The organism is Paraburkholderia sp. JHI869 (genome assembly GCF_038900775.1).
In the GTDB taxonomy this organism is placed as follows: Bacteria; Pseudomonadota; Gammaproteobacteria; order Burkholderiales; family Burkholderiaceae; genus Paraburkholderia.
This window is the reverse complement of record NZ_JAYMSC010000031.1, coordinates 22243-45256: the sequence shown is the minus strand read 5'-3', so window position 1 is coordinate 45256 and position 23014 is coordinate 22243. Positions and strand designations below refer to the sequence as shown.

Genomic DNA, 23014 nt, shown 5'->3' with positions numbered 1-23014 from the left:
TCGGTACACGGCCGCCCGATTCCCTGCGCTATCCGGCGAGGATCCCACGCAGGTACGCGCCCGCGTACTCAATCGCCTCAGCTGCAGCCGGCAGAACGCCAGCCATTTCGACGAAACCATGAACCATGCCCGGCACCTCGATGTATTCAACCTGCACGTCCGCGGCGTGCAGCGCGTCGCGATAGTACCGGCCGTCATCTCGCAGCACGTCGCATTGCGCCGTGACGATCAGCGCCGGCGGGAGATTGCGCAAATCCATTTCGCGCAGCGGCGATAACCGTGTGTCGGTAGTGTCGAAACCATCCATGAACGGGCTGGATAGCACACGCATCAATTCCAGCGTCAACGGCGGTACCGCTCCGTTCTCCTGTCGCGACAGATAATGCTCGCCAGCTGGCGACAGATCGGTCGAGGGATAGAACAACACCTGTGCGCGCAGCGGGACCTCACCACGCAGACGCTGACACGCGACAGCCGCAAGGCTCCCGCCCGCGCTGTCCCCCGCCACGGCAATCCGCTCCGGATCGAGCCCGAGCGACACGGCATGGGACGCCAGCCAGCGAATCGCGGCCAGTACGTCTTCCGGTCCCGCGGGAGCAGGATGTTCCGGCGCAAGCCGATAGTCGACGCTCGCCACAGCACAGCCGGATGCGCGGACCAACCGCCGGCAAATCCTGTCGTGACTGTCGAGGTCGCCGAGCGTCCAGCCCCCGCCATGAAGATAGACGGTTACCCCATACGGCACACCATCCGCCTTATCGGGCAGATACAGGCGCAGCGGGATCTCGCCGGCTGGGCCGTCCGCCAGTAACGCGCGGACTTCCCGCACCGGCAGCTGTTCCCCGCCTAACCTTGCGCCAATCTGGCGGTATGCTTCGCGCCTTTGCGCGAGTGGCAGCGACTCGAGTGGCGGCGCGCCGCTCGCGGCCATTGCAGCCAGCAGTTCGCGCACATCGGGCGCGAGGCGAAGAGGATCGAATCGTGCAATCTGCATATTAGGCGTCCGGATGTCGTCTAGAACCGCGTCTGCAAGCCGACGCGACCGATGAACTGCGACGGGCCGCTCGACGCAACCATCACGTCGTTGATCTGTGCGTTCGCCCCCTGATTCGTGCGCTGGTAAACGCCAGCCACGTACATGCTGGTTCGCTTCGACAGGAAGTACGACAGCATCCCGGTGATCTGATGCGCGTGATTGTTGTCGACGACCTGATTGCCCTTCATGTACATATACGCGCCGCTCAACACCCACTCCGGCGCGATCAACCACATGCCGCCCAGCTCCGCCTGCCAGACTGACGCGCCGTTCATTTCGTTACGCACCGCGGTGTAGAGCGCGTTCGCGGTCACCGGGCCGAAGGTATAGTGCGCACCGGCGCCCCAGTTGCGCACGCTGACCTGCGCCCCTGAGACATCCGTCTTGACCTGCGTATAGGCCGCATTCGCCCCGAATGCTCCGTGGACGTAGTTCAGGCCCACGCTCACCCCGCTGTTCGAGCCGAATGATCCCGCCACGCCGCCGAAGCCATACATCGCGCCGGCGGAGAAGCCACCGTAGCTCGGACTTGTGTACTTGACCGAGTTATGGATGGGTCTGGAGCCCGCCATGCCATCCCAGTCGAATGCACCCGTCGGATTGTTCGGCAAAGCGAGTTTCGCAAACGGTCCATTGCGGAAATCGTAGACACCCTGTGCATAGATCGCGCCATCGTCGAGACCGAAGAAAAGCGAATCGATCATGAAATCGTACTGATTGCCTAAAGTCAGCCGGCCAAAGTGATCGTCGTCCAGACCGACGAACGCGTTGCGGGTGAACAGGCTGCCGCCGGGCATGAATGTGCCCGTGCCCAGTTCGAACTGGCTCGTGAGTTCGAAGACAGCGCGCGTGCCGCCTCCGAGATCCTCCTTGCCGAGAAACTTCAGCAGGTTCGGCACGGCAATACCGTCGTCGAACTTGACCACGTGGCTGCCGCCTTCATTGCTAACGTAGGACACGCCGGCATCCAGCAGGCCAGTTAGCGTGACGCTGCCTTGAGCGTTGGCATGGCACGCGAACAGCAGGCTCGCGGCAAAACAGACGCTTTTCATTTTCATCGACGATCTCCTTTTCTTGCTTGCTCTGATCCAGGTTTCACGTCACATCGACGCCACCTGTGTGTTGGAACTGGAATGAATTCGAATACGCGGGCGCCTTATACGACGTCCTCGGGTACACCGGTCGCGGCTACCGGTGTTGCGGCACCGCGCTGGCGCGGCGAAGTCTCGGCGAGGAACAACGACACCACCGCGCCCGCAACGAGCCCGCCGAACGCGAAAGTCAGCGTGGACGGCAAGCCGAAATGCTGCGCAACGAAACCCGCGATCACCGGCGCGAGCCCTCCCCCGAAAATTTCACCTGCGCCCGAGACGAAGCCAATGGACGAAGCGATAAGACCAGCCGGTGCGGCCTCGGTCGCGATCGGACCACTCAGCAGCCCGAGCAGCCCCAGCGCGAAAACCGATACACCGAACAGCAGCCCGAACAGCGCCAGAGGATCAGCGCCAGTCCGAGCGAACAGATACAGAAGGACCGCCGCACCGACAAATGCGATAAGTGCAGCGTTACGTCGACCAATGAAATCCGATATGCCGGCCACGCCGAACGAGCCGACGAAGCCGCCAAAGCCGATTGCCGAGACGACGAATCCCATCTGCTGCGTATCGAGATGCAGCACCTCGACGAGATAGGTTGGCACCATCGCGCTGACCACGAAAATACCGGTCATCGCACACAGGATCGCCAGCGTCGCCAGCCACACGTTCCGACTGCCGAAGATCGCGGTCCAGCGCGGCCGGCTCGGCGCCGACGCCATGCTCCGTAGTTCACTCGCTGGCTTGTCACGCAGCGTGCGCGAAATCAGCAGCGCGACGATCAGGCCTGGCACCGCGGAGATCATGAACACCCAGTGCCACGACGGCACAATGCGCAATAGTTGCGTGACGAGGATCGGCGCGAAGCCAAGGCCAAGCAGCGAGAACATGCTCAACTGCAACCCCTGGTTGAAGCCGCGCCTCGACGGCAACGACGCCTCGCCGGTGGCCGCGACACTCGCCGGCGTGAACGCCCCCTCGGCCACGCCCATCACGGCACGGATCAGCATCAGGCCCGCAAAGCCGGAAGCCAGGCCCGACAGGCTCGACAACAGCGAAAACGCGACCATCGAGACAACCAGAATCTTCTTGCGCCCAATCCGGTCGGACACCGGTCCCATCGCAATCGCCCATACGCCCCAGGCAACGCTCAGGATGCCAATCAGGCTACCCAGTTGCTGAAAATTCAGATTGAGATCGCGCATCATGTGCGGGAACAGCGGCGCGACCATCCAGCGGTCCAGCCCGACCAGCCCGAAACCAAGCCCGAGCAGAACCAGCGTTTTTATTTCGTAGACCGAATCATGCTTCTTACGATTCGTTGGATCGTTTGGCAACGTGGAACTCACTGGATGTCTCCTGTCAAGGTTGTCTAAATTTACTTATTACGTATATTTGTTATTGATGATAAATTGTTTTCCGAAAAATGCAACAATCTGGAATTGAGGGATAACACTGAAATGGGAGCCACGAGCGTGGGACGGCTGCCATATAAGCTCGACGCCACGCGTGGACGGATTCCGGGCATATCCACGATGCGTTGACTGCAACCTCGAGGGAGTGGGTGCGTATGTTGACGTGATATAATTTCCCACGTCCGCTTCACAAAATTGGCCCTTTGCCATGCCGACCAAAACCGTTCGGAACAACTTTGCCAGCGATTTTCCGGATCAGGTTGATCAGTCGGAATTGCTCGATCTTCTCGGATACAACATCCGCCGCACCTATCTCATCGTCCAGTCGACTTTCGACGCGCAGATGGAAAAGCTCGAGTTGCGCCAGGCCGACTTCGCAGTGCTGTCGACGTTGCGCCATAACCCGGGCATCAACCAGAAGGCCCTTGCCGATGCGCTGGCCATTGCGCCGCCCAACCTGGCCACGTTGCTGGACCGGCTCGAATCGGGTGGATTGCTGACGCGGCAACGCAGTACCGACGACAAACGCATCCAGCACGTCTCGCTGACCCCTCAAGGCGCCCGGCTTCATACCCAGGCACTGAAGGCCGCCCAGAAAGCAGATGAAGTGGCCGTCCATAAGCTTTCCGGCGCGGAGCGCCAACAACTGAAATCACTCCTGTCGAAAATCTTCTCCGCCTGATTGTTGGGCGCCCAGCCGGGGCCGCTATCGCGCCCCGGCGGGATCAGGACCTTCAATGCGGTTCGACCAGCATCAATGCGTCGAGCGCCAGCACGCCGTTGCCCTCCGGATAGACCACAACCGGGTTCAGATCAATCTCGCGGATGCCCGGCTGGGACTGAAGCAACGCGCCAAGACGCAAGACGACATCTGCGAGCGCTTCGACATCCAGCGCCGGTTCGCCGCGATAGCCTTGCAACAGCGGAGCGCCTTTCAGCCGTCCGATCTCGCGCGCTACCGCTTCCCTCGTCAGATCGTGCGGCAGCAGCCGGACATCTCGCATCACCTCGGCTGCGACCCCACCGAACCCGACCAGGATCACCGGCCCCCACTGCGGATCGTTGCGCGCGCCCACGATCATTTCGAGGCCGCGCCTGCCCATCCGCTCGATCAGCACGCCATCAGGTACGACAGTCGGTGCATGACGCTTCACGTTGTCACCGAGCTGCAGCCAGGCGGCTCTCAACGCGTCGATCCCGCTCACGCCGAGGATCACGCCGCCGACGTCGCTTTTGTGGCTCAACCCGGCGGCCTGAACCTTGAGTGCGACGGGATAGCCGATGCGCTCCGCGATCGTCAGCGCGGCATCGACGTCCGTCGCGAGCTCCCCACGCGAGAACGGAACGCCGAGCGGTGCAAGCACCTGCTTCGCGCGGTATTCCGGCACTACACCAGCCTGCTGCGGCAGGCGCACATCCACCGGTTCGAGATCGGCTTCGGCGAAGTCCCGGCTGGCGAGTTCAACGAGACGTGCGACGGCCCGCAACGCGCGTTCCGTGCTCGGGAAGTACGGGATGCCCAACTCGCGCATTTGCGCAACGTATTCGGGTGGGACGGCCGCGCCTTCATCCAGCCCCGCGCAAATTACGGGTTTGGTGGGACGCAGTTCACGCACCGCGCGCAACACAGGCGGCATCTTGATCGAGCAGGTGACCGGATCGGTCTGGATCAGACCCACGACGATGGCGGAGAACCTCGCGTCGTCGAACAGCGCCGACAGCGTGCGGTAGTAGAGCTCCGGGTCCACCAGTCCCTGCGCGGTCAGATCGAGCGGATTGCTGACCGCAACGAACGCCGGCATCGCGGTGCGCAACGCAGGCGCATCGTCATCGCTTACCGGCGGCAGTTCGAGGTCAAGCGATTCGCAGATGTCGAGGCACAGCGCCTTGAACGCGCCCGATTCGCCGACAATTGCGGTTCCGCTTGCCGGCAGGCGCGCGCAGCGCAGGCCGATTTCCGCAATATCGCCCAGTTCCTCCAGCGTATGCGCGACTACGATACCCGCGCGCTCGACCTTGGTTAGCATCAGCGCATGGTCGCCCGCCATCGCGCCCGTATGCGTCGCCGCCGATGCGCGCGCCGCAGCGCTCCTGCCCGGATGCAGCAGCACCAGCAGCTTGCCCGCCCGGCGAGCGGCGCGCGCAATCTCGAGCAGACGGCCCGGCTGCCGGAACTGTTCGGCGATCATCGCGATGACACGCGTGCCGGGATCATCCAGCAGGAACTGCAAATAATCTTCGAGATGGCTCGCCGCCTCGTTGCCGGTCGATACCGCATACGACAACGGCAACCCACGGCTTGCCAGCATCGTATTGAGCACCGCCATCATGGCGCCGCTCTGCGACAGAATGCCGATCGCCGGTTGGCTGCCGCTGCGGCTCGCCTGCTCCTTGCTCACGCTCGTTTCGATGAACGTCAGAGGCACGCGTTCGAGGTAGTTGATGCAGCCGAGGCAGTTCGGTCCTTCGACGAGCATCCCCGCTTCGGCTGCGATTCTCGCGATCTCCTGCTGCTGCGCGATCCCCTCCGCGCCCGCCTCGGCGAAGCCCGCCGAAAAGATCACGACGGCCCCGACCCTTCGCGCGGCGAGCTGGCGTACTGCGTCGAGCACCGCTGCCTGCGGGATCGCCAGCACGGCGACATCAATGCCATCCGGCAATTGCTCGATCGAATACACGCACGGTCGGCCGTTGATCTCGTCGCGCTTTGGGTTGACCAGATAGATCTGGCCTCGGTAGTCATTGCGTTCCAGATTGGCCAGCAGCGATGCCCCGAGCGCACCCGGCGTCGGCGAAGCGCCGACGATGGCAATCGACGCAGGCCGCAGCAAACGCTCCACGGATTGAGTCATGTTCATGTCGACGGGCTCCCGCGCTCAGATGCGCTGACTCGTCAGGTCGTAGGTGCCAAGACCGGGCTTGTAGGTCTTGTCGTCCAGGAACTGCTTGAGCCCCTCCTTGCGCCCGTCGTCGTAGCTGTTGGCGGCTTCCTGAGCTCGCACGAGGAAATCCTCGGCATTGTCATAGGTCATCTCGCGCACACGCCGGATTGCATCCTTGGTCGCCTTCAGGGCAACCGGATTCTTCTTCAGCAGCGCCTGCGCCACCTCGACCACACGCTCACGCAGTTGCGCGGCCGGCACCGCCTCGTTGACGAGCCCCCATTCCGCCGCCTTGCGGCCGTCGATGTTCTCGCCGAGCATCGCGTGATACATCGCGCGGCGGAACGACAGCAGTTCCGCGGCAACCTTCGATGCGCCGCCGCCCGGCAGAATGCCCCAGTTGATTTCCGACAGGCCGAAACGCGCTTCTTCGGCGCAGAATGCGAGATCACACGCGAACAGCGGACCGTAGCCACCGCCGAAACACCAGCCGTTGATCATCGCGATGGTGGGCTTCTGGTACCAGCGCAGGCGTCGCCACCAGCCGTAGCTCTCGCGCTGCGCCTTGCGCGTTCCACCGAGGCCGTGGGCCTCCGTGTCGCGGAAGTACTCCTGGAGATCCATACCGGCCGTCCATGCCGTGCCTTCACCAGTCAGCACGAGCACGCCCACGTCTGGATGAAACTCAAGCTCGTCGAGCACCTGCATCATGCGCCGGTTCAGCGCCGGACTCATCGCATTGCGCTTTTCCGGGCGGTTGAATTTCACCCATGCCACGCCGTCCTCGATGCTGAAAACGACGGTTTGTTCCTCTGCCTGGCTGCTCATTGCTCACTTCCTGATCGATAATGAAATATTATTTGGCATCCTGATCACTTCAGGACCCCGCTGTTGCCTAGAACGGATACTGCGGAACGGCGTCCTTGATCGTGACCCACTGCCAGTGCGTGTACTGCTCCCAGTCTGCCGGACCGCCCACGCTGGTGCCGTTGCCCGACGCGCCCGTTCCGCCGAACGGGTTGATGACCTCGTCGGCGACCGTCTGGTCGTTGATGTGCAGGAGACCCGTATGCAGCCGCTCGCCGAGCGCCATCGCGCGACCGACCGATGCCGAAATCACGCCTGCGGACAGGCCGTACTCGGTGCGGTTGGCCAACTCGGCCGCTTCTTCGTCAGTATCGAACGGAATCACACTGGCGACGGGCCCGAACACTTCCTCATCGAACACGCGCATACCCGGTTTCACGTTGGACAGCACCGTCGGCGCATAGAACAGGCCTTCATGCGTGCCGCCGGCCTCGACCACCGCGCCGGCCGCCACCGACGCGCCAACGATGTCGACGACGTTCTGCAGTTGTCGCTGGTCGATGATCGGCCCGAGCGCCACCTGCGCAACAGCCGGATCCCCCACCGGCAGGTGACGCGCCTTGTCGGCGAGACGCCGGGTCAGTGCTTCCGCGATGCTGCGGTGGGCCAGCACGCGGCCCGTTGCCATGCAGATTTGCCCCTGGTGAAACCAGGCGCCGAACGCGATCGCCGAAACGGCCTTGTCGAGATCGGCATCTTCGAGGACGATCAACGAATTCTTGCCGCCCAGCTCCAGCGATACCTTCTTCAGATGGCGGCCAGCCAGTTCGCCAATCTTGCGGCCGGCGGCCGTCGAGCCGGTGAACGCGAGCATCGGCACGCCAGGCGCTTCGACCAGCGCCTGACCGACATCCGCACCGCCGGGCAGCACATGCAGCAAGCCCTTCGGCAAGCCCGCAGCGGCCAGCACTTCGGCAATCACGAAGCCGCCGGCGTAAGGCGTACGCGGATCCGGCTTCAGAACGACAGCGTTACCGACCGCGAGCGCCGGCGCGACCGAACGCAGCGACAGCACGAGCGGAAAATTGAACGGCGAGATCACGCCGATCACGCCCAGCGGCAACTGGCGAGCGATGCTGAGCCGACCCGGCACGCTCGGCAGGACCCGGCCATTGGCTTCAAGCGGCATCGCCGCAGCACGCTGCAGCAGCACGATCGATTCCCGTACCTCGTGCTCGCCCTTGGGCAGGATGCCGCCCGTTTCACGGGCGATAAGCGCCGCAGCGGCCGGAGCGTGCTCCTGCAGCAACGCAGCCGCACGATGAAAAACCGCGGCGCGCTCGCGCGGCGGCGTGGCAGCCCAGAGCCGCTGTGCGGCGCGAGCCTCGCGCACAGCGATCGCAACGTTCTCTGGGGTGGCCTTGCCGACCTGGTGCAGCGGCTGACCCGAAGCCGGCTCGATGACGTCCAGCGCGCCGGACGCCGTGACCCAATCGCCGTTGAAAATCTTGCCGCGCCACGTGTCGGCGTTGGCAAACGAAAAGCCTGACGGATTGCTCATCACGAATGTCTCCTGGAATAATGGGATGGAGTAGAACGTGTTCAGATCGCGGTGGCAGCCAGCCCGCCATCGACGGGCAGATTGACGCCGTTGATCCAGCGCGCGGAATCAGAGGCAAGAAATACGATAGCCTCGGCCACTTCGTCGGCATACGCTGGACGCTTCATCTTTGCAGCATCGGCCTCGACACGTTCGGGTCCGAGCATCGTGACGAAATCGCCAAGGATCGGCGTGAAAACGGGGCCCGGCGCCACGCTGTTGACGCGCACCGAGTGCTGCGCAAACCAGTCCTGCGAACGCTTCGCAGTCCAGACAATCAATGCTTCCTTGAAGTACTGATAGCAGGTAGCCTGGGGAACGGGATGCGCATCGAGCCATTTTGCGCCGCTGTCGAAACCCGCCGTATCGGCCAGTTCGCGGTGCAGGTTCAGTCGCTGCGGCCACTCCGCACCGAGGATCGATGCGACGTTGATCACGCAGCCGCCAGGCGCGATGCGCGGCAGCAATGCTTCGCTGAGATGGCGCAGGCCGAGGTAGTTGACGCGCGCGACGGCATCGACTGGTGCAGTGCCTGGAACGCCTGCGATGTTGGCCAGCGCGTCGATACGTGCCGGTAGTTGTGCGACGAGCGCATCGATGGAGGCCGGTTCTCCGAGATCGGCCTGGTGAAACGCGTCAAGCGTCATGTTGACGGGCTGTCGATCGACGCCAATCACGCACGCACCGTAGTACCTTGCGAGCCTGGCCGTCTCCGCGCCGATACCGGACGCCACGCCAGTGATGACCAGGGTTTTCCCGTGCAGTTTCATTGCCATTGTCTCCTTCGTTCTGATTGAGCGTCGTTTATGGTTTTATACCATAATCGTTACTTGTTATAACTATTTTTTTGGACTTGTGCCACAACACGAAAACGGTCTGGAGGACCACCGCGGATGAGGCTGAAACCTGGCGGGAATGTCGACGCGCCCGGACACGCCGGGCAACGCTGGAGGAACGTGCCGAAACGGCACGCCACAGATGAAGTTCTACAGGTCGAGCACGAGGAGCGCAGATTGGGCGCGCGAGCAACACGGCAGGAAGTACTCGCCGGCAGCCTTCTCCGCATCAGTAAGATAGCTGTCCCGATGATCGGGCTGGCCTTCGAGCACACGAGTCATGCATGTGCCGCAGACGCCCTGCTCGCACGATGTCAGCACGTCCACGCCGTGCCTGGCGAGCGCTTCGACAACCGAGCATCCGGGCTGCACGTCGATCACCGCACCGCTGCTCTGAATCCGGACCTGGAATGCCGCTTCTTCGCCCGAATACGGAGTCTGCCCGGAAAAGAACTCGTAGTGCAGCCGGTGTTCTGGCCAGCCCTGTGCGCGCGCCTCCGCCAGCACCGCCTCCATGAAGCCGCGCGGACCGCAGACGTAAAGATGCGTATCCGCCGTCGCTGCGCCGAGCACCATGGCAACATCGAAGGCTTGATGCTCGCCTGCGTCATCGAAATGGAACTGCACGCGGTCGCGATACGCAGATCCGGCCAGCCGATGCTCGAATGCGGTCTGTTCGCGCGAACGCGTACAGTAGTGCATATCGAACGACGCCCCGAGTGTGTGCAGATGCGCAGCCATGGAAAGGACCGGTGTCACACCGATGCCCCCCGCCAGCAGCAGGTGCCGGCCAGCCTGCGAATCGAGCGGAAAATGGTTGCGTGGCTCGCCAATACGGATCAGGTCACCCTGCTGCACGCAATCGTGGATCGCCATTGACCCGCCTCTCCCGTTCGCATCGCGCAGCACGGCGATTTCGTATCTGTCCTGCTGCGCTGGGTCGCCGCAGAGAGAGTACTGCCGCACGAATCGGTCTGGCAGATGCACATCGATATGGGCGCCTGCGCTGAAGCGGGGCAGCGGCGCACGGTCTGCCCGCATGAGTTCAAAGCCGCAGATGCCGCGCGCCTCATCCCATTTGCGCACGACTTCGACCATCAACGTCGCGGCGCTCACGGGGCCTCCTTCGTGGGCACCATCGGCACAACCGGCACGACCGGCACAACCGGCACGACCGGACGCCCGGGCTGTTTCACGCTCTCCCCGGCCAGCAGACGATCGATCACCTTGCGCGACAGCACACCGCCGGCATCGATGTTGAGCTTCAGCAGCGGGCGATCCGGCCACGTCAGCAGGTTCTGCTGCTGACGTTCGAGCATCTCGAGGTCCTCGGCGAAAATTTTCCCCTGGCCCTCTTGAATCTGCGCGGTCAGTTCAGCGTCGTCAGGCCGGAAATTGCGCGCCATGCCCCAGAAATACCAGATCGAGGTTTCCGTTTCCGGGGTGATGAAATCGACGACGACCGACGAGGCCTTGTGTTCTGCGGGCGCATCGTAGCCGCCATGCCCGGCATGTGCGACACCGACCTCGATCATGACGTGGCTCGGCGGGCTGAAGCGGCAAATCTGCCAGCGATCGACTGGCACGTCGTCCGCAAGCCCGTTGCCGCGCAACGCCATCTTCCAGAAAGGCGGAGCGCCGATGTTGTTCATGAAACGGCTCGTGACGACTTCATCGCCCTGGCTGACCGTCTTCGGCGGCGCCTCGTCGATCTCTTTCTGACCAATACTGCTTGCATGCACATACGTTTCGTGCGTCAGGTCCATCAAATTGTCGATCATGAGGCGGTAATCGCAATTGATGTGATACAGGCCGCCGCCATAGGCCCAGGCAGGGTCTTCCGCCCACGGCAGAGGATGCAGTTTTTCCGGATCCGCCTGCGATGCGTCACCGGGCCAAACCCAGATAAAACCATACCGTTCGAGAGTAGCGAAACGCCTGACCGCCGGAAAGCCGCCAACGCGCTGCCCCGGCATCCCCGACGCCTTCCCGTCGCATCCCATCTCCAGCCCGTGATAGCCACAGACGAGCCGCCCGTCACGGACAAACCCAAGTGACAGCGGTGCGCCGCGATGCGGGCAGAAGTCTTCGAGCGCCACCACCTCGCCATGCTTGCCGCGATAGAAAACGATCGACTCGCCGCAGATCCTGCGCCCGAGCGGCTTTACGTCTATCTCCTCGGGCGTGCCTGCCACATACCACGCATTCTTCAAGAACATTGCTCTCATCTCCTTCCTGGGCTGAATTGACCGACCTCGAACGACGGAATGGCCCGAACATTCAGTACACTGATCATGATTCAGTGTACTGAATGTGAATTTTTGCTTCAAGGTGCGCGGTATACTGGTTTTCCCTCAACGGTTGCGGTATCCAAATGCTGGCCGAAGAATCACACCTGACCTCGCGATGAAAAAACGTACTGTTGCTGACAGAGACCCGCCGCTCCTGGATCTCTATGAAGAGCCAGGCCATCTGATCCGCCGCGCACACCAGATCGCGGTGGCCATGTTTTACGAAAAGCTCGGACGCGACGTCACCCCTGTCCAGTACGCGATCCTTCGCATGCTCGACGAATGTCCCGGGCTCGACCAGGTCACGCTCGCGCAAAAGGTGGCGCTCGACACCTCGACTGCCGCGGACATCGCCGCGCGTCTGGAGCAAAAAGGATGGATCGTCCGGGAGATGCTGCCGAGGCGGCAGCGTCGTCTTACGCTCACGCCAGCGGGCCAGACAATGCTGGCCAGCCTTATTCCGTCCGTGCGCGATCTGCGAGACACGCTTTTCGCAGGTATGTCCGAGGAGGAGGCGGTTACCCTGCTACGCCTGCTGAGCACGTTCGTCAATCTGAACAATGAACAAAGCCGGGCGCCGCTCAAGGCGTAGCGCTTTCACTCCTTCAAATCTCCACATGTGCAGAAGACGACGGCAGAACACATCACGCGAGTCTGCCGATTCAATGCGCGGCTCGACGACACCAGCCGAGCGGAAAACATAACGCTGAACTCCCTCTGCCTTGGCGTCGTCGAGAAAAAATGGCGCTATGCACTCGCACCAAGCGGCACGCCTTCTTCGCTTGGCGAAGTATCGGATGTATTCGAGTCACCGAAACACATCGCTGCCCGGACCATTGGTGCACGCTCCCAGTCCAATACCGCAACACTACCGCATCAATCTTTGATCAACGCTCCACGCTCGAAGCCGCGCTACGCCGATTGCATCGTTAGTGCGATCAAGTCCCCCATCTCTTGAACGCTCTCCGGAATCTCCAGCCGCAATCGATTGATCTTGGCCCCGCAGTTAGCTCGGGTTAACAGGATTGCCTCGCCAGCTTTATCGAGGCTTTCGCATAGCCTTGACGGCACCACAGTTACGGCTCACGCAATCAATAGATCTCATCTACGTAGCCAGGATTCAGACAGTTATATCGATATACCAATAAAATCGATGCGCAAGACATTTGTTAGCTCGAATCATCCGCCACTGCGAGAATCTCAAGAATTCTGGTGATCCACGCCCTTGATTCAGCTCACGCCCCGTGTCGAAGCGATGATCTCTTGGTCGCGGGGCGTCGCCTGACAATCACAAATTTCATCAGGGTCGAGTTATCGTAGTGCCGCGGCATATATTCGCTTAGTAATCCGTACAAATATTCGTTAGTTATATTTATGTATAAATCGTACTCGCAGCCTGGATGTAGGACCGAGCGTCGCCGTTGATCACCGGGCGCGCGGGCGCCGCCGCGCGCGAGAACCCGTTGGCAGGAAGGCAAAGTGCGCACCTGCCAACATCGCCTCAATGCCCTGCTTTACGCGGAAAGGTGATTGACGTCGTCAGTCCACGGGGCATTTTGCGGTCGAAATACGCGACAATTTTCACTTTCCTTCGCTATTACACGAGCGCTCAACTAGCGCGCCGGCGGATCTGATTGGACTGCGTCACACCAGACTCGATAGCACATGGCAGCCGCACGTCGTCCGGTGAAGATGGCGTGCGATAGGAATCCCTTCGTCGCACATCGTTTCGTCGCCTTCCTCGAGCACGTTGGGCACGACACTGAGATGTTTTTTGCACGTCGGATCATTGTTCAGATGATAGGCTCGCGCGTCGGCCCCCTGGATCGCATACGCTCAAGCTTCCTCTCCATCACGCGCGCGCCGTCAACTGACAGCGCATCAATGCAGCTGCCATGTTCGTCCGCGGCTCGTAAGACAGCGTCAGCGAGTTGCCCACCAACCCACCCTTTCGTCGCCAAGCGTCCGCTGGGCGGCGACCTGCCAAAGTCAGAATGGCGCACCCGTTTTCCTTGCCAACTTCAAAGAGACGCCTCTGTCTCGTCGCAGCGTTCAAGGTGTATCGTGATAGGTGCCTGCTGCTGTGTGCGGCGCCAACTATGCAGATGCCGCCCGGGTAATGGCATGGCTAGCATGCAAAAGTTGAAACAGGCAAGAGCGGGCAGCCCTTTCACCAAACTACAAAAAGCCGCCAGATGGCAGAGCACGGTAGATGAATGCTGCACACGGTTCCGACGCGAATACTAGCCTCGAGACGTTGTGGGAGGACGGCGAGCGCATGTTCTGTCGCGTACGACCGCCAGGCGGCAGTCAGAGTGTGCTTGTCGCGAAAAGCGCCGACGAATACCCTGCATCCGCCACCCTCGACCGCCTCGCTCACGAATACGCGCTGAAGGACCAGCTTGATCGCGCGTGGGCAGTGATGCCAAGGGAGCTGGTGCGCGCGGACGGTCGGACAGTACTCGTGTTTGATGATCCGGGGGGCGAGCTGCTCGAGCGGCAAATCGGCGCGCCGATGGAGGTAGGAAGCATCTTGTCCCTCGCCGTGGCCATCGCGGCGGCACTGGGCAAGTGCCACCGGAGCGGCCTCGTCCACAAGGACCTCAAGCCCGCGCATGTCCTCGTCAGCTGCGTGGACGGTAGCCAGGTGCGACTCACCGGTTTCGGTATCGCCTCGCGGCTGCCGCGCGAGCGTCAGCTACCCGAGCCGCCCGAAACCATCGCCGGCACGCTCGCCTACCTTTCGCCCGAGCAGACCGGGCGGATGAATCGGTCGATCGATTCGCGCAGCGACCTCTATGCATTCGGTGTCGTGCTCTACCAGATGATAACCGGCGTGTTGCCGTTCACGGCTGCCGACCCTATGGAGTGGGTCCACTGCCATCTCGCCCGAAAGCCGATACCGCCCAATGCACGGGTAGAGACAACTCCGCCAGTGCTCTCGGAACTCGTCATGAAGCTGCTTGCCAAGACACCCGAGGAGCGATACCAGACGGCAGCGGGCATCGAGTGGGACCTGCGTCACTGTCTTGTCGCATGGCAGCATCAGCACCGTATCGATAACTTCCTGCCAGGGGAGCACGACACGCCCGATCGGTTGCTTATTCCCGAAAAGCTCTACGGGCGGGAGCGCGAAGTCGAAATTCTGGTTGCGGCATTCGAGCGTGTCGTCAGGAACGGCACGGCGGAACTGGTGCTGGTTTCAGGCTATTCCGGCATTGGCAAGTCCGCCGTTGTCAATGAATTGCACAAGGTTCTGGTGCCGCCCAGGGGTCTCTTCGCTTCAGGCAAGTTCGACCAGTATAAGCGCGACATACCTTACTCAACGTTGGTGCGGGCGTTTCAGTGCCTGGTCCGGTCGCTTCTCGGCAAGCGTGAGACTGAGCTGGCGATCTGGCGCGACGCATTGATGGAGACACTTGCGCCGAACGCTCGGCTCCTGACTGACCTGATCCCCGAACTGAAACTCATCATCGGAGATCAGGCGCCCGTCCAGGAACTCGAGCCGAATCAAGCGCAGCGCCGTTTCCAGCTGGTTTTCCGTCGCTTCATGGGTGTTTTTGCCCGAAGCGAACACCCGCTTGCGCTGTTTCTCGACGATCTGCAATGGCTCGACGCCGCGACGCTTGACCTGCTGGAGGATCTCCTCACCCGTGCGGATCCGCAACACCTGTTGCTGCTCGGCGCCTATCGCAGCAACGAGGTAGATCCAGGTCATCCGCTAATGCGCAAGCTTCAGGCAATCAGGAGAGCGGGCGTAAGGATCGACGAGATCGCGCTTGGGCCGCTCAACCGCGAGAACGTGAAAGAACTGGCGGCGGATGCGCTTCGCCTCGAGCCCCAATGCGTCCTGCCGCTCGCGCAACTCGTGCATGAGAAGACCGGTGGCAATCCTTTCTTTGTCATCCAGTTTCTACATGCGCTCGCAGACGAGAACCTGCTCACCTTCGATCACAACTCGGTTCGCTGGACGTGGGACCTTCGCCGCATTCACGGTAAGGGCTACACCGACAATGTGGCGGACCTGATGATCGCAAAGCTGGCCCGCCTGCCCGCTGAGACGCAGCGGGCTCTGCAACATCTCGCCTGCCTTGGCAACACGGCCGGGATCGGGATGCTGTCGAAGGTATTGGAGTTCCCGAAGCAGCAGGTTCGCGCAATGATGCGGCCGGCAATCCGTCGCGAACTGGTCCAGGACACAAAAGGCTCGTACAGATTCGCGCATGACCGGATACAGGAAGCCGCCTATTCCCTGATTCCGGAAACTTCCCGTGTCAAGGCTCATCTGCATATCGGGCGAACGCTTGCAGCGCACACGCCTGCTGGGCAACTGGACGAGGCGATCTTCGAGATCGTCAATCAACTTAACCGTGGCGCAGCTCTGGTGTGTTCTCGAGCGGAACGGGAGCAACTGGCCGGTTTCAATCTCATCGCCGGGCAGCGTGCGAAAGCGGCGACCGCCTATGAGGCGGCGCTCACCTACCTGGCCATCGGCGCAGAACTCATGGAGCACGAAGACTGCGCCAACAAGCATGAATTGCTCTTCGCTTTGGAGCTAAGCCGGGCCGAATGCGAATTTCTGACCGGCAGGTTATCAGCATCTGAAGAGCGATTGAACGTGCTTTCGCGTCACGCCGCGAACATGCCCGAACGCGCGAATGTGACATGCCTGCGCGTCGATCTTTACATGACGCTCGATCAGGCGAGTCGCGCTGTTGCAGTCACACTCGACTATCTCCGGCACCTGGGCCTCGACTGGTCGCCGCATCCTGCTGCAGACAAGGCGCAGGAGGAATACGAGCGAATCTGGTCCCAGCTTGGGAACCACACCATCGACACGCTCATCGATATGCCACTGATGACTGATCCGGAATCGCTGGCAACCATGGACGTCCTGACCAAGGTCATGCCCGCGGCGTTGTTTACCGACGGCAATCTGTGGTCCCTGGTTGTCTCCAGGTCTGTCAATCTCAGCCTGGAGCGTGGCAATTGCGATGGTTCTGCGTCCGCCTATATCCGCCTCGGCATGATGGCCGGCGCACGTTTCGGTCACTACGAGGTCGCATTTCAATTCGGGAAACTGGGTTACGACCTTGTCGAACGTCGCGGGTTGATCCGGTTCCGGGCGAGAGCCTATATGCATTTTGGCAACGTTATTCTGCCCATGGCGAGACATCTGCGGGAAGGCCGGGAACTGATGCGCCGCGCCCGCGAGGCGGCGACGGATACTGGCGATCTGGTCTGCGAAGCCTACTGCCACACCCATATGACGACCAATCTGCTCATCGGGGGAGATCCGCTTGCGGATGTGCAACGCGGGGCCGAGGCGAGCCTCATGTTCGCGCAAAAGACGCATTTTGGATTCGCCATAGACGTCAGCGCTACCCAGCTTGCCCTGGTGCGCACGCTGCGCGGTCTGACGCCTCGGTTCGGCTCATTCGACGAAGAGCAGTTCGATGAGAAGCAGATCGAGCGTCACTTCCTCGAGAATCCGGACCTCGTAATTGCCCATTGCTGGTACTGGATCCGCAAACTGCAGGCGCGCTTCATTTGCGGCGATTACGAGGGGGCCATAGACGGCGCGTTGAGAGCACAAAGCTTCCTGTGGACATCTGCATCTTATCTGGAGGAAACGGAGTATCACTTCTATAGTGCCTTGTCGTTAGCCGCCTGCAACGGTCCTGTCTCCAACCGCGAGCGGCAGAAGTCTATCGAAGCCGTGGAAGCTCACCACAGGCACCTGCAACTACGAGCCCAGACCTCCCCCGAGAATTTCGGGAACCGCGCCGCACTAGTCGCTGCCGAGATGGCTCGCCTTAAGGGCCGCGACATCGACGCGATGCGCCTCTATGACGAAGCTATCCATTCGGCGCGCGCAAACGGCTTCGTGCATAACGAGGCACTTGCCAACGAACTTGCGTACCGTTTCTACACGGTGCGTGGTTTCGAGAAGATCGCCCGCGTGTATCTGCACGACGCACGACAAGGCTATCGACGTTGGGGCGCCGACGGCAAGGTGCGGCAACTCGAGCAGAGATATCCGTATCTCAGCGAGGATGAGCGCGCGCCGGGGCCAATGGGTACGATCGGGGCACCGGTCGAACACCTGGACCTGGCGACCGTGATTAAGGTGTCGCAGTCGATCTCGGGCGAGATCGTGCTCGACAGGCTGATCGATATTGTCATGCGCACGGCGATTGCGCAGGCGGGCGCCGAGCGAGGCTTGCTCATTCTTCCCGACGGCGGTGAACAACGGATCACAGCAGAAGCCACTACGGGCAGTGAAACGCCGGATGTGAAGTTATGCGACGAGCCTGTGAGTGCGACGTTACTGCCTGAGTCGGTGCTCTACCATGTGCTGCGCACGGGGGAGAGTATCATCCTCGACGATGCTGTGGGGGTACCCGCATTTTCCATGGACCCTTATATCCGTCAGCACCGTACCCGTTCGATCCTCTGCCTGCCACTGATGAACCAGGCCACGCTCATCGGGGCACTCTACCTCGAAAACAACCTGGTTACCCGCGCATTCGCGCCAGCCCGGATCGCGGTACTCCGGCTGCTCGCTTCACAGGCAGCGACTTCACTTGAGAATACCCGCCTCTATCGCGACCTGGCCAAACGCGAAGCCAGGATCCGGCGTCTCGTTGATGCAAACATCATCGGCATCATTGTATGGAATGCGGATGGCGACATCCTCGAGGCCAACGATGCATTTCTGAGGATGGTAGGCTACGAGCGCGACGATCTTGTCTCAGGGCGCGTACGGTGGCGTGATCTGACTCCTCCGGAATGGCGCGAAAACGCCGAGCGTGCGCTGGGACAAATCGCGCAGACCGGACGCGCACAGCCCGCAGAGAAGGAGTACTTCAGGAAGGACGGCACCCGTGTGCCCGTTGTGGTGGGTCGCGCCGCTTTCGACGTCAGTGGTGAGGAAGGTGTCGCCTTCGTGGTCGACCTGACCGAGCGCAAGGAAGCGGAGCTCCGCCTGCGGGAGTCCTATGAAATGCTCCGTGAACTGACTTCCCGTCGCGAGACGGCCCGCGAGGAGGAGCGCAAACACATCGCTCGTGAAATGCACGACGAACTTGGACAACATCTCACTGCGCTTCGCCTGAAGGCATCGATATTGCGCATGCGGCTTGGCAAGGACAACCTTGAACTGGTCGAACAGTCAGAAGCACTCACTACGCTCGTGGACGAAACCATGCAGGTTGTTCGGGGCGTCATCGCATCGCTGCGCCCTGCGGCATTGGACACGGGGATCGTTGCGGCACTCGAATGGCTCGCAGCCGGTTTCAATCGTAGTAACCGCACTGTGTGCCAGCTGCGCGTGCATGACGAGGATATCGTTGTGAGTGAGCAGCGCGCAATCGTTCTCTTTCGCGTCGCCCAGGAAGCGTTAACCAACGTCGCCCGTCATGCCGGGGCCAGCGAGGTCATTATCATGCTGGAGCAAACGCACGGTGCATGTGTGCTTGAAGTGCGTGACGACGGTTTGGGATTCGATCCGCTGACCACCAGAAAAAGATCGTTCGGACTCGCGGGAATGGAAGAGCGCGTCCTGATGCTGGGTGGCCAGTTCAACGTCATCAGTTCGCCGGGCGCCGGTACTGTCATCAAGGTGAAACTTCCCGACTATCCGGCCGCCTCGGAGTAGCCGGGTCTGGCAACGCGTGTTCGAGCACCACGCCGCAGCAATGAGCAAACGGCGCGCGAACGTCTGCCCCCCCACAGATCCTGCAGCTCAGCGGCCGAAATCGGTTCGAATGCCGTCATCATGCTCACAACCTTCATCGGCTGCCAACACAGTGTCGTCGCGGCTAGCGCCAAATGATACTCAACGAGCAGCTCTTCGCGAGCGCGGCGACGAATCCGGGTATCAGAACGCCTCCCAGTCGTCGCGCCCCGGGCCTGGCACAGCGGCCGGGACCCGAGCGGTAGTAATAACAGACGGTTTCCTGACCGGCTCGCCCCCCCGGTTTTTCACCGGTGCGTTCAGATTCACGGCGGGTAAGTGCGGCGGCTTGCTCAGCGGCGTGGCCACGCGCGAGATCGAAGAGCCGGCGTCAGCAAACCTGAACACAGCAACCGCGCCGGTCAGATTCATTGCCTGCTCTTCGAGCGAATGGGCAGCTGCCGCAGCCTCTTCGACGAGCGCGGCGTTTTGCTGTGTCACGTCGTCCATCTGCATGACGGCCTGATTGACCTGCTCGATGCCGAGACTCTGCTCCCCGGATGCCGCCGCAATTTCGCCCACGATGTCGGACACCTGCTTGATCGCCTGCTTGACCTCACCCATTGTCGTGCCCACGTCGCCCGCCTGCTCCGCACCGTCCCGGATCATCGCCACGGACGAACCGATCAGCTCCTTGATCTCCTTTGCAGCCGCCGCGGAACGCTGTGCCAGGCTGCGAACTTCACTGGCGACCACTGCGAAGCCCCGACCCTGCTCACCCGCCCGCGCTGCCTCCACTGCGGCATTGAGCGCGAGTATGTTGGTCTGGAACGCGATGCCCTCAATCACGCCGGTGATCTCCGAAATCTTCGTCGAACTGCCGCTGATCCTCTCAATCGTGCCGACCATGCCCTGCACGGCCTCGTTGCCCGCATCGGCCATTTCGGTAGCCCGGGTCGCCAGCGCGTTGGCTTGCCGGGCGTTGTCGGCGTTCTGTTTCACGGTCTCGGTCAACTCGGTCATGCTCGATGCGGTCTCTTCGAGCGATGCCGCCTGCTCTTCGGTGCGAGCAGAGAGGTCTGTGTTGCCGGCGGCAATTTCCCGGGCCGCCACGGTGACCGACTCGGCGCTCGACTTGATACCCCGCACGGTATGGCTCAACTGCAGGCCCATTTTGTTCAGCGCTTCGAGCAGTTGGCCAAATTCGTCGCGTGTGCGCACCGTGATCCGGTTTTCGAGTTCGCCGACAGCGATCCGGTTCGCGATGCCCACAGCTTCGCCGAGCGGCTTGGTGATTGCGCGGGACAGATAGAGCATGGCGGCCGTGGCACCCACGAGAGCCAGCCCAATCAGCGCAACGGAGACCCAGTGGATCATGCTGAAAGTGGCTTCACTATCGTCGACAGATTCCTTTGCCTGGCGCCGATTTTCGGCGACGTCGTCATCGAGCGACTTGCTGGTCGCATTGGATGTGTCGCTATACTTATCAACGAGCGTCGAGACGGCGTCATAGTTGGCCGATTCCAGTGCCGTAATCTCCGCGTCTACACCTGCCCTGAACTGCGGCAACAGATTCTTGATGGTGTCAGCAATTTCGCGCTCCCTGTCACTTGAGACACGATTGGGGTAGTAGTCGCTCCAGCTCTTGTCGAGGCGGTCTTGAGCCGCGTGAATTCTGTCGATGCTGGCCTTCGTCTGGGTCGCATCGCGAAGAGACTGGGCACGGCGAACCTGAAGGCGCATTTCGAGCTGCGCGGCTCGCATATCTACCAGATCCAGTATCGGAAGCAGGTTCCCCTCGTAGGAATCGCTTACATTCGAATTCAGCCGCGAAAGCCCGAACTCCCCAAAGGCGCCATTTACGGCTATGAGCACCAGACATACACTGAATGCGAGAATAATCTTGAACTTGATGCTTTGTGCGAGGGTGCTCATGCTGCCTTCCTGATGGTTCGCGTGGCCAGCACATGGAGCGCAGTTGCGCTATTTTCGTGGCCGGTGGGTACCGCCATGTTTACGGTATCTCGCTACGAGGACTGAATCGGAACCACCGTCAGATTATCCTGAATCTAAGGTAGGGAAATTTCGCTTGCCGGCGTAGCGTCACGCGACGACGCACTGGTGACCGCGTAGTGGACGGCCATTCCCGGCGAGTCAGCCCCTGTCATATTGCAAACACTCTGTTACGAGAATGATGAATAGCGATTGGTGGCCGGTGCTATGCTTCGCCGCAAGCTCACAGACAGCCACAGCAGACCCAGGCCGGCACAGCGTGTTAAAACCAGAGCGAGACCAGCCAATCAGTTCAAGAACAAGGAAAATACGACCATGTCTATGAAGTTCGCCCCTGCAATCGTTATCGCCGCGCTGGCCAGCACGATTGCGTTGCCGGCGGCAGCTAGCGATTTGAACAATGCACTTGGGGGCGCACTCGGCGGTGCGGCGGGCGCGGCAGTCGGTGGTGCTGTCGGCGGCCAGACTGGCTCGGTGATCGGAGGTGCAATCGGTGGTGGCGCAGGCGGTGCAGTGACTGCGAACCGTCAGGAACGCACCGGCGCGATCATTGGCGGCGCGTTGGGTGGCGGTGCAGGCACGGCGGCAGGCAACGCAATGGGCGGCCGCACAGGCGGTGTTCTCGGCGCCGCAGTCGGCGGCGGCGCAGGCGCAGCACTCGGCGGAAACCTGCAGCGCAACTCGTACAACAATGGCTACGATCGCGACCATCGTCCCCGGAAGCACCGCCGGCACCGTCACGATGACTGACGGCGCTGGCCCGTGAAGCGCAGTATCCGGCACGCTATACGCGTGCCGGATACGTTTACGGGGCTCGCAAACTCCTGTTCATGCAGTGCAAGCGTCGTCGATACGCGTTTGAGAAGTTTTGGGGCAGTGATGCAAGTAAGGAACAGACAATCAGCCTGGACGACAAACTTTGCTCCGGTCGAAGCGTTTAGCATCGTCCCCGGATCAGCATAGGCGCCGGAGCTCGCCCATATAAAAAAGAACCGCCTCGAAGCGAGACGGTTCAAAAGTTCTGGCCACCCGGGGAAGGCGCCAAAACATGAGAAATTGAACAGTAATCCTCACGAAATACATTGCTGCGAAGGCCGATGATTGTCACGCACCAACGCGAACGCATCGTTTAGCCCCCCAACCGTACCGGACCTTCCGTGCCTCTTCAACCTACCCTGCGTTTGCGGGCCAAAGGGCAACGCGGGTAACACCAGGTCGTGCCAAAAACGCTGGCACGCCTTCCGCCGGCTTCCGTCCAACGTCGAAACAACCATCAAGACGTGCGGCCTTTGACTCGTCGAGAAAAAGGGCGACCGTACGAGGCCCGCCGCGACGGCATGGTTGTATTACTGGCTCATTCGC

15 protein-coding genes and 1 pseudogene are annotated in these 23014 nt (G+C 61.4%); 5 read left to right on the top strand and 11 right to left on the bottom strand.

Annotated features, from left to right (window positions below; genetic code table 11):
- Nucleotides 1-28: 28 nt before the first annotated feature.
- The 3 genes from VSR72_RS35065 to VSR72_RS35055 all read right to left on the bottom strand — a co-directional run bounded on the left by VSR72_RS35065 (nt 29) and on the right by VSR72_RS35055 (nt 3479).
- Nucleotides 29-994: an alpha/beta hydrolase gene (locus tag VSR72_RS35065; protein ID WP_342956845.1), complete on the bottom strand. Its 966-nt coding sequence runs from the start codon at nt 992-994 to the stop codon at nt 29-31.
- A 20-nt stretch (nt 995-1014) separates the two neighbouring features.
- Nucleotides 1015-2094, bottom strand: a complete 1080-nt coding sequence (locus VSR72_RS35060; protein ID WP_342956844.1) for a porin — start codon at nt 2092-2094, stop codon at nt 1015-1017.
- Nucleotides 2095-2192: 98 nt separating this feature from the next.
- Nucleotides 2193-3479: an MFS transporter gene (locus VSR72_RS35055; RefSeq protein ID WP_342956843.1), complete on the bottom strand. Its 1287-nt coding sequence runs from the start codon at nt 3477-3479 to the stop codon at nt 2193-2195.
- A gap of 274 nt (nt 3480-3753) precedes the next feature.
- On the opposite strand from VSR72_RS35055, the gene VSR72_RS35050 reads away from it, so the two are divergent.
- On the top strand, nt 3754-4227 hold the full coding sequence (locus tag VSR72_RS35050; protein ID WP_342956842.1) for a MarR family transcriptional regulator: 474 nt from the start codon (nt 3754-3756) through the stop codon (nt 4225-4227).
- Nucleotides 4228-4279: 52 nt separating this feature from the next.
- On the opposite strand, the gene VSR72_RS35045 is transcribed toward VSR72_RS35050, so the two are convergent.
- From VSR72_RS35045 to VSR72_RS35020, 6 genes are all read right to left on the bottom strand, one after another.
- Nucleotides 4280-6403, bottom strand: a complete 2124-nt coding sequence (locus VSR72_RS35045) for an acetate--CoA ligase family protein (RefSeq protein WP_342956841.1) — start codon at nt 6401-6403, stop codon at nt 4280-4282.
- Between the two features lie 18 nt (nt 6404-6421).
- Nucleotides 6422-7255, bottom strand: coding sequence for a p-hydroxycinnamoyl CoA hydratase/lyase (locus tag VSR72_RS35040; RefSeq protein WP_342956840.1), 834 nt, complete (start codon nt 7253-7255; stop codon nt 6422-6424).
- Nucleotides 7256-7322: 67 nt separating this feature from the next.
- Entirely contained in the window at nt 7323-8795 is a 1473-nt protein-coding gene (locus VSR72_RS35035) for a benzaldehyde dehydrogenase (protein ID WP_342956839.1), read from the bottom strand.
- Between the two features lie 41 nt (nt 8796-8836).
- Nucleotides 8837-9604 (bottom strand): coniferyl-alcohol dehydrogenase, encoded by a 768-nt coding sequence (locus tag VSR72_RS35030; RefSeq protein ID WP_028207351.1) that lies wholly within the window; start codon nt 9602-9604, stop codon nt 8837-8839.
- Between the two features lie 216 nt (nt 9605-9820).
- Entirely contained in the window at nt 9821-10786 is a 966-nt protein-coding gene (locus tag VSR72_RS35025) for a PDR/VanB family oxidoreductase (RefSeq protein ID WP_342956838.1), read from the bottom strand.
- A complete protein-coding gene (locus VSR72_RS35020; protein WP_342956837.1) occupies nt 10783-11889 on the bottom strand; it encodes an aromatic ring-hydroxylating dioxygenase subunit alpha in 1107 nt (368 codons plus the stop codon). Before VSR72_RS35020 ends, VSR72_RS35025 begins: the two co-directional genes overlap by 4 nt.
- Before the next feature lie 187 nt (nt 11890-12076).
- Here VSR72_RS35020 and VSR72_RS35015 point away from each other — a divergent pair, with 187 nt between their 5' ends.
- Nucleotides 12077-12553, top strand: coding sequence for a MarR family transcriptional regulator (locus VSR72_RS35015; protein ID WP_342956836.1), 477 nt, complete (start codon nt 12077-12079; stop codon nt 12551-12553).
- Between the two features lie 27 nt (nt 12554-12580).
- Nucleotides 12581-12919 (top strand): hypothetical protein, encoded by a 339-nt coding sequence (locus tag VSR72_RS35010; RefSeq protein WP_342956835.1) that lies wholly within the window; start codon nt 12581-12583, stop codon nt 12917-12919.
- A 686-nt stretch (nt 12920-13605) separates the two neighbouring features.
- Here the strand turns inward: VSR72_RS35010 and VSR72_RS35005 are convergent.
- Nucleotides 13606-13743 (bottom strand): annotated as a pseudogene (locus VSR72_RS35005) (PAAR domain-containing protein); the annotation flags it as partial.
- Between the two features lie 430 nt (nt 13744-14173).
- Here VSR72_RS35005 and VSR72_RS35000 point away from each other — a divergent pair.
- Complete coding sequence (locus VSR72_RS35000; protein WP_342956834.1) at nt 14174-19621, top strand: AAA family ATPase; 5448 nt, start codon at nt 14174-14176, stop codon at nt 19619-19621.
- 222 nt (nt 19622-19843) lie between these two features.
- Here VSR72_RS35000 and VSR72_RS34995 read toward each other — a convergent pair whose 3' ends face one another.
- Entirely contained in the window at nt 19844-21574 is a 1731-nt protein-coding gene (locus VSR72_RS34995; RefSeq protein ID WP_342956833.1) for a methyl-accepting chemotaxis protein, read from the bottom strand.
- Nucleotides 21575-21967: 393 nt separating this feature from the next.
- On the opposite strand from VSR72_RS34995, the gene VSR72_RS34990 reads away from it, so the two are divergent.
- Nucleotides 21968-22402: a hypothetical protein gene (locus VSR72_RS34990; RefSeq protein WP_342956832.1), complete on the top strand. Its 435-nt coding sequence runs from the start codon at nt 21968-21970 to the stop codon at nt 22400-22402.
- Nucleotides 22403-23014: the final 612 nt, after the last annotated feature.

Coding starts and splice junctions, on each gene's coding strand:
- VSR72_RS34995 (WP_342956833.1), bottom strand. CDS start 21,574: ATGAGCACCCTCGCACAAAGCATCAAGTTCAAGATTATTCTCGCATTC.
- VSR72_RS35050 (WP_342956842.1), top strand. CDS start 3,754: ATGCCGACCAAAACCGTTCGGAACAACTTTGCCAGCGATTTTCCGGAT.
- VSR72_RS35030 (WP_028207351.1), bottom strand. CDS start 9,604: ATGAAACTGCACGGGAAAACCCTGGTCATCACTGGCGTGGCGTCCGGT.
- VSR72_RS35040 (WP_342956840.1), bottom strand. CDS start 7,255: ATGAGCAGCCAGGCAGAGGAACAAACCGTCGTTTTCAGCATCGAGGAC.
- VSR72_RS35000 (WP_342956834.1), top strand. CDS start 14,174: ATGAATGCTGCACACGGTTCCGACGCGAATACTAGCCTCGAGACGTTG.
- VSR72_RS35060 (WP_342956844.1), bottom strand. CDS start 2,094: ATGAAAATGAAAAGCGTCTGTTTTGCCGCGAGCCTGCTGTTCGCGTGC.
- VSR72_RS35035 (WP_342956839.1), bottom strand. CDS start 8,795: ATGAGCAATCCGTCAGGCTTTTCGTTTGCCAACGCCGACACGTGGCGC.
- VSR72_RS35045 (WP_342956841.1), bottom strand. CDS start 6,403: ATGAACATGACTCAATCCGTGGAGCGTTTGCTGCGGCCTGCGTCGATT.
- VSR72_RS35015 (WP_342956836.1), top strand. CDS start 12,077: ATGAAAAAACGTACTGTTGCTGACAGAGACCCGCCGCTCCTGGATCTC.
- VSR72_RS35020 (WP_342956837.1), bottom strand. CDS start 11,889: ATGTTCTTGAAGAATGCGTGGTATGTGGCAGGCACGCCCGAGGAGATA.
- VSR72_RS34990 (WP_342956832.1), top strand. CDS start 21,968: ATGTCTATGAAGTTCGCCCCTGCAATCGTTATCGCCGCGCTGGCCAGC.
- VSR72_RS35065 (WP_342956845.1), bottom strand. CDS start 994: ATGCAGATTGCACGATTCGATCCTCTTCGCCTCGCGCCCGATGTGCGC.